Source organism: Rhodovulum sp. (genome assembly GCF_011048875.1).
Classification (GTDB): domain Bacteria; phylum Pseudomonadota; class Alphaproteobacteria; order Rhodobacterales; family Rhodobacteraceae; genus Rhodovulum; species Rhodovulum tesquicola.
In genome coordinates, this window is record NZ_DSDD01000461.1 from 1 (window position 1) to 4,783 (window position 4,783).

General features: G+C 66.8%; 5 protein-coding genes and 2 pseudogenes. 5 read left to right on the forward strand and 2 right to left on the reverse strand.

The features are described 5' to 3' along the window. The 4 genes and pseudogenes from ENN83_RS15675 to ENN83_RS15690 form a co-directional block, all read left to right on the forward strand. Positions 1 to 196, forward strand: a pseudogene (locus ENN83_RS15675) (hypothetical protein); the annotation flags it as partial. Positions 197 to 210: 14 nt separating this feature from the next. Beyond that, complete coding sequence (locus ENN83_RS15680) at positions 211 to 426, forward strand: DUF7697 family protein (RefSeq protein WP_287188646.1); 216 nt, start codon at positions 211 to 213, stop codon at positions 424 to 426. Beyond that, positions 419 to 2,860, forward strand: coding sequence for a phage tail tape measure C-terminal domain-containing protein (locus ENN83_RS15685; protein WP_287188647.1), 2,442 nt, complete (start codon positions 419 to 421; stop codon positions 2,858 to 2,860). Before ENN83_RS15680 ends, ENN83_RS15685 begins: the two co-directional genes overlap by 8 nt. After that, on the forward strand, positions 2,860 to 3,486 hold the full coding sequence (locus tag ENN83_RS15690; protein ID WP_287188649.1) for a DUF2460 domain-containing protein: 627 nt from the start codon (positions 2,860 to 2,862) through the stop codon (positions 3,484 to 3,486). The genes ENN83_RS15685 and ENN83_RS15690 overlap by 1 nt, the downstream gene beginning before the upstream one ends. A gap of 3 nt (positions 3,487 to 3,489) precedes the next feature. Here the strand turns inward: ENN83_RS15690 and ENN83_RS15695 are convergent, their stop codons facing one another. Together ENN83_RS15695 and ENN83_RS15700 are read right to left on the reverse strand one after the other, a co-directional pair. After that, positions 3,490 to 4,029 (reverse strand): GNAT family N-acetyltransferase, encoded by a 540-nt coding sequence (locus ENN83_RS15695; protein WP_287188650.1) that lies wholly within the window; start codon positions 4,027 to 4,029, stop codon positions 3,490 to 3,492. Further along, entirely contained in the window at positions 4,017 to 4,310 is a 294-nt protein-coding gene (locus ENN83_RS15700; RefSeq protein ID WP_287188652.1) for a DUF1778 domain-containing protein, read from the reverse strand. Before ENN83_RS15700 ends, ENN83_RS15695 begins: the two co-directional genes overlap by 13 nt. Positions 4,311 to 4,387: 77 nt before the next feature. Between ENN83_RS15700 and ENN83_RS15705 the strand changes: the two are divergent. Continuing rightward, positions 4,388 to 4,648: pseudogene (locus tag ENN83_RS15705) on the forward strand (baseplate hub protein); the annotation flags it as partial. Positions 4,649 to 4,783: the final 135 nt, after the last annotated feature.

A 4,783-nucleotide genomic window follows, 5' to 3' on the forward strand; every position in this document is an offset into this window, starting at 1 on the left:
CGCCCTGCTGGAAATCTGGCCGGTCTTCGAGGCGTTCCAGACGCAATACGTCGCCAAAGGTCTGATCCTGGACGCGGAAAAAAACGCCTCCGCGCCCTCGCCGACTGGTCCTTCGGCGGTGGCGACCGGTATTGCGGGGCCTGCACACCCTGCGAGGGCTGCGGGGGCATCTGCCCCGACTGCCCTGCAAGACTGAACCGCCCGCAGACGATGGACGGCTGGCAGGTCTGGGATCTGGTCGGCCGCCTTGGAGGGCAACTTCGCGTCACGACCGGCGCGGTGCTTGGCTGGGACATTGGCGCGGCGCTGGCGATGGCGCAGGCGCTGGGCATCAACACCCTGATCGCTGCTGAACTGCTGCCCGAGATCGAGGCGGTGATGGTGCGCAAACTGAACGAACAGATGGAAGGAAGCCGCGATGGCTGAAAAAAGGGTGTCCGTCCGCCTCGTTGCCGAAGGCGGCCGTCAGGTCCGCGCCGAACTTGAAGGTGTGGGCGCGACTGGGGCGCGTGGCTTCGGCCGCCTGTCGCGCGAGATGGACCTGGCCAATGGCCGCGTAGCGGCCTTTGCCCGCCGCGCCACGCTGGCTGCGGCTGCTGCCACCGCCGCGCTGGCCGCCGCCGGGGCCGCGATGATCCGTTCTGGCCTGCAAACGGTGGATGCGCAGGCCAAGCTCGCGGCCTCGCTCGACACCACGGTTGCCAGCATTCAGGTGCTGGAACGCGCAGGTGATCTGGCGGGCGTGTCGATGGGTCAGGTCGAACAGGCCACGGTGCAGCTGACGCGGCGGTTGTCACAGGCCGCGGCCGGGACCGGCCCTGCCGTTGACGCCTTGCGCCGCCTGCAGCTCTCGGCCGAGGACTTGCAGCGCGTGCCGCTGGATCAGCGCATCGGAGCCATTCAGGAGGCGCTGGGCCAGTTTGTCCCCGAGGTCGAGCGCGCGGCTGTGGCCTCGCAGCTGTTCGGCGACCGGGCCGCGCTGGTGTTCACCCGCATCGATACGGCCACCTTGCGGCAAGCCACCGCCGATGTGCAGGATTTCGGGTTGGTGGTGAGCGATCAGGATGCCGCGCAGATCGAGCGCACCAATGATGCGATTTCCCGGCTGGGGCTGATCTGGCGCGGAGTCTCGAACCAGCTGGCGGTGGCAGCGGCCCCGGCGCTCGAGGCGGTTGCCAACGCTCTGGCCGCTATCGCGCGCACCACCGGGCCGTCGGGCATCGCGATCAAGGAGCTGTTCGACAATATCGGCTGCCTGACGACCTATGCCGCCACCTTCGCGGGCCTCATGGCGGGGCGCTGGGTGGCCGGACTGGCAGCGGCGGTGCTGTCGGTGCGCGGGTTGGCGACCGCACTGGTCGTGCTACGCGGCGCGCTGATCCGCACCGGGATTGGCGCGTTGATCGTCGGTGCGGGTGAACTGGTCTATCAATTCACGAGGCTGGTCGCAGGGGCGGGCGGGGTCGGCGCGGCCTTCCGCCTGCTGGGTGATCTGGCGCGCGAGGTCTGGTCGCGCATGGGACTGGCGCTCGATGGGGCGCTGGCGCGCATGTCCGCAGGCTGGGAGAGGCTGAAGGCTGCAGGGCTTTCGGCGCTGGAGGGCACTATCGCAGGCATGGTGAACTTCGGCGACCGAACGGCCGCGATCTTCCAGGGCGCCTATGACGCGGCAGTGGCGATCTGGGGCAGCTTGCCCGGCGCCATCGGTGATTTTGCATTTCAGGCGGCGAACGGGCTGATCTCTGGTGTCGAGGCGATGCTGAACGGCGTGGTCACGCGCATCAACAGTTTCATCAATGGGCTGAACGCCGCACTTGCCCTGCTGCCGGAATGGGCAACCGGCGAGGGTGGCGTGCGGATTGGCACGCTGGATCCTGTCGGCCTCGCGCGGATCGGCAATCCGTTTGAGGGCGCGGCGGAAGCTGCCGGTGCCGCCGCAGCCGATGCCTTCTCAGCCGCGCTGTCGCGCACCTATCTGGAACCGCCCGATCTCGGCCTGGGCGCAATGGCCGACGACGCCCGCGCCTGCGCCGATGGTTGCCGCGAAGCCGCAGGCATGCTCGCCGATGCCGCAGGCCGCCCGCTGGCCAGTTGGCAGACGCTGAAGGATGCAATGAGCAATACCGGATCGGAGGCCGAATCCGCACTGGCCGGTGCGACCGCAGCCGCCAACGCGCTGGACGAGGAACTGGACGACACCAGCGGTGCCGCAGGTCGCGCCGGGGCGGCGGGTCGCGCGGCCGGGGCGGCCAGCGCAGAGGGCGCAGAAACCGCCCTGACCGGCTGGGCGGCGGTGACCGCCGCACTCGCCGATTATGCCACCAAGGCCCGCGAGATCGGCGGCGATATCGGACAGGCGCTGGTCAGCGCATTCCAGAGTGCCGAGAACGCTGTGGCCACATTCGTCAAGACCGGCAAGCTCGACTTCCGCGACTTGGTCACCTCGATGATCGCCGATCTGGCACGACTGGCGGCGCGACGGTTTATCCTGGGGCCAATCGCCAACGCACTCTCCGGCGCGCTGGGCGGTGCGGGCGGATTGTTCGCGAACATCCTGCACGCGGGCGGCGAGGGCGGAGCGCCCGGCCCGGGCCGGATGGTGCCAGCGCTGGCCTTCGCAGGCGCACCGCGCATGCATTCCGGCGGCTGGGCAGGGCTGCGCCCGGACGAGGTTCCGGCAATCTTGCAACGCGGGGAACGGGTGCTGTCGCGGCGGGAGGCTGCTGGCTATGGCCAGTCCAGCGCGCCCACCGTCAATGTCACGATCATGGCGCGGGATGCCGAAAGCTTCCGGCAATCACGCACGCAGGTGGCCGCCGATATCGCCCGCGCAGTGTCGCTGGGTCGGAGGGGCATGTGATGGCGTTTCACGAGGTGCGCTTCCCTGACAATATCAGCCGCGGGGCGCGCGGCGGCCCGGAACGGCGCACACAAGTCGTGGAACTGGCGAGCGGGGATGAAGAGCGCAACGCAAGTTGGGCCAACAGCCGTCGTCGCTACGATGTGGCCTATGGCATCCGGCGTGCGGATGATCTGGCGGTGGTTGTCGCGTTTTTCGAGGCGCGCAACGGTCGCCTGCACGGGTTTCGCTACAAGGATTGGGCTGATTACAAATCCGCCCTGCCGTCGCAGGCGATCACCCCGACCGACCAGCAGATCGGCATCGGAACGGGCAGCCAGCAGAGCTTCCAGCTGGCGAAACGCTTCATTTCCGGTGCGCAGACATGGGTCCGGACCATCACCAAACCCGTCACTGGCACCGTCCGCGTCGCGCTGGGCATAGTCGAACAGCTGTCGGGCTGGACCATCGACACCACCACCGGCGTGATCACTTTCACCACCGCTCCGGCCAACGGTGTCATCATCCGCGCCGGTTTTGAATTCGATGTGCCGGTGCGCTTCGACAGCAACACTCTGGATGTCACCCTCGACTTTGAGCGGCTGGGCACTATCACCGCCATCGCCTTGCTGGAGATCCGTAGGTGAACGTCATCCTTCGCCCAGCAACGCCTTGGCATCCTTGATCCGCAGAAACAGCGTCATAGGCTCTACGGCGGTTTCCGCAAACCCCGCCTCAAGATAGAAGGCCTTGGCGCGGTCGTTCAGCGCATGCACCAGAATGGCCGCAATACCGACCTCATGCGCGGCGGCCGTTATCCGCAGCACCGCGTCGCGCAACAGGGCACGCCCCAGACCGTTGCCCTGCTCGGACGCATCGATCGCCAAGCGGCCCAGAACGATGACCGGCACCGGATCGGGCATGTTCTGGCGCAGCTTGCGTGGGGCCAGATCGTGGCTGACCGATCCCGCCGCCAGCGCGTAATACCCGACAACCTGTTCGCCCCGGCCCCGTTCGCCCCGGCAAAGCACATAGGTACGCGACGCGCCTGATGCCTGATTGGCCCGGGCCTTGCGCTTCAGCCAAGTATCAAGCGTCGGTGCCCCCGACGAAAACCTATCGGTCTGATGAACGTCAGTCAGGGGTTCCGGCGCGCGCAACGGGCCTTCGTCCGGCGTCACTTGTCCCATGGCGCGGGCGTGGCCAGCAACTTGCGCAGCCGTTCGTTCGGGGCGGGCGGCGCGTCGAGTTGCGCCATGAAGGCCCCAAACTGCTCTGCATCCAGCCGAAACGCCGAGCGATCCAAAAGCGCATCCTCGGCCGCCTGCCGACTGGCCTCCATCATGAACTCCGAGCGGTTCTTACCCAAGGCCGCGGCGGCACGATCAATCAGGTCGCGGTCACGCGGCGTGACGCGAAGGTTGATCAGCGACCGGCGCTGGGCGTCCTCGTTAGGTGTCATGGCGACCATGGCGCGTCTCCTGTGGTGAACTGAACCCATATGTAAAGACACTAGATTTACAATTCAACCGTGGAACGGAAGCAATCGTGAAATCCCTCTCCCCTGCGCTGCAGGCCCATCTCGACGATGGCACCACCACCCTGTCCTGGTGCTGACGGATATCGCGCAGCGATGGCATGGCGCTCGGCTTCACCGATCATGACCGGGGTCTTGTTTTCGACGGCACCGAGTTTGAACCGGAAAGCGGGTTTGCCGCCTCGGAAATCCGCGCTGGTTCCGATCTGGCTGTTGATGCACAGGATGCCACCGGTGTGCTGACCTCCGACCGGATCACCGAAACCGACATTCCAGAGTTGTTTCCGATCAAGTTGACGCATATCCTGCGTGCCGGAGATAGCGCGCACATTCCTTCGGGTTGAAGGCAGTCAGTGCGGATGCGATGGCGCTGCAGAGGCTGTCAGCGCATCTCGGGGCGGCGCTTC

What these genes read in the sequence shown, in the direction of transcription:
- ENN83_RS15695 (WP_287188650.1), bottom strand. Translation starts at nt 4,029, where the DNA reads ATGGGACAAGTGACGCCGGACGAAGGCCCGTTGCGCGCGCCGGAACCC.
- ENN83_RS15685 (WP_287188647.1), top strand. Translation starts at nt 419, where the DNA reads ATGGCTGAAAAAAGGGTGTCCGTCCGCCTCGTTGCCGAAGGCGGCCGT.
- ENN83_RS15680 (WP_287188646.1), top strand. Translation starts at nt 211, where the DNA reads ATGGACGGCTGGCAGGTCTGGGATCTGGTCGGCCGCCTTGGAGGGCAA.
- ENN83_RS15700 (WP_287188652.1), bottom strand. Translation starts at nt 4,310, where the DNA reads ATGGTCGCCATGACACCTAACGAGGACGCCCAGCGCCGGTCGCTGATC.
- ENN83_RS15690 (WP_287188649.1), top strand. Translation starts at nt 2,860, where the DNA reads ATGGCGTTTCACGAGGTGCGCTTCCCTGACAATATCAGCCGCGGGGCG.